The sequence below is a fragment of the Nitrospira sp. BLG_2 genome, from assembly GCF_049222245.1.
In genome coordinates, this window is the sequence record NZ_JBLYIG010000553.1 from 1 (window position 1) to 1,527 (window position 1,527).

Consider the following 1,527-nt stretch of genomic DNA (forward strand, 5'->3'; position numbering starts at 1 on the left):
GGCGCCCTGCCGATCGGCTTGACGGATTGTCTCAATTTCGGCAATCCGGAGCGGCCCGATATCATGTGGCAGTTCGCCATGGCGATCGAAGGGATGAAAGATGCCTGCGAGCATTTCCAAATCCCCATTGTGAGCGGGAACGTCAGCTTTTACAACGAGACCAATGGACTCTCCATTTATCCTACCCCCATGCTAGGCATGGTTGGACTGATTGAAGAAGCCGAACGGACGATGACCCAATGGTTTAAGCAGGAAGGCGACGATATTATCCTGCTGGGCTCCTCTCGGGAGGATTTGGGTGGGTCGGAGTATCTCAAGATTGTTCATGCTCGTGAACAGGGATCACCGCCTTATTTAAGCCTGAATGCGGAAAAGGCTCTCCATGACTGCGTGCTGTTGCTGATTCGTGGGGGACTTCTGCAATCCGCGCATGATTGCTCGGAAGGTGGTGTCGCCGTTGCATTGGCGGAAAGTTGCATCTCCGGACCCGAGCAAACCTGGGGTGCTGTGGTAAGGTTGACCAGGGGTCGGCTTCGGAAAGACGCCGTTCTCTTCGGCGAAAGTCAATCGAGGGTGGTGGTTTCAGCAAAGCCTGCCCATCGACAGGCCGTTCTCGATCATGTGAGGAGTGTCGGTGTCCCGGCAGAAGTGATTGGAGCCGTTTCCGGCGAACGACTGATCGTGTCCGTCGGAGATGAGGGTTCGGCGGAACCCATGATCGATCAACGAGTGACGATGCTGCGCGATCGGTGGGGATTATCGCTGGAGCAAGCACTGAACCAAGTCTAGCCTATGAATTGCTGAGATCATGAATAAAGAATTGCCTATCGTATCTCCCGACAAGTTTCACGACGAGTGCGCCGTCTTCGGAGTCTTCGGCCACGAAGAAGCTTCCAATCTGACATATCTGGGACTGTACGCGTTGCAGCACCGTGGGCAAGAGGCGTCCGGGATCGTCGCCGGAGACGGAGACCAATTCTTTATACAGAAAGGCATGGGCCTCGTCGCCGACATTTTTCATAAATCGGTTCTGGAGAAACTGCCGGGCCATATGGCTATCGGACACAATCGTTACGCCACTACGGGTGGCCACGATCTGAAGAACGTGCAGCCACTCACCGTGAATTTCGCACTTGGCAATTTGGCCTTGGCTCACAACGGCAATCTCATCAATGCCCAAATGCTTCGATACGAACTGGAAGCATACGGGGCGATCTTCCAGTCCACGTCCGACAGCGAGGTCATTAGCCACCTCATCGCACACTCTCGAGCAGGCTCCTTTCTCGCAAGGGTCGTCGATGCGCGGAGTCAGGTACGAGGGGCGTTTTCGGTTGTGTTGATGACCGACAACGGTCTTATCGCCGCGCGTGATCCCTACGGCCTCAGACCGCTGTGCATCGGGCGTCTGCGCAGCAGCTGGATTGTGGCGTCCGAGACCTGTGCGTTTGACTTACTCGACGCCGAGTATGTTCGAGAGGTGGAACCGGGCGAACTGATCGTGATCAGTGATCAAGGACTCGACAGCCA

2 protein-coding genes are annotated in these 1,527 nt (G+C 55.5%); both read left to right on the forward strand.

Annotation, left to right across the window (positions count from 1 at the left end; all coding sequences use genetic code 11):
- Positions 1-789 (forward strand): AIR synthase-related protein (locus tag ACOSYY_RS14750; protein ID WP_421663288.1); only part of this gene is annotated, 789 nt, incomplete at its 5' end.
- A gap of 19 nt (positions 790-808) precedes the next feature.
- The coding region (locus ACOSYY_RS14755; RefSeq protein WP_421663289.1) for an amidophosphoribosyltransferase at positions 809-1,527 on the forward strand (719 nt) is incomplete at its 3' end.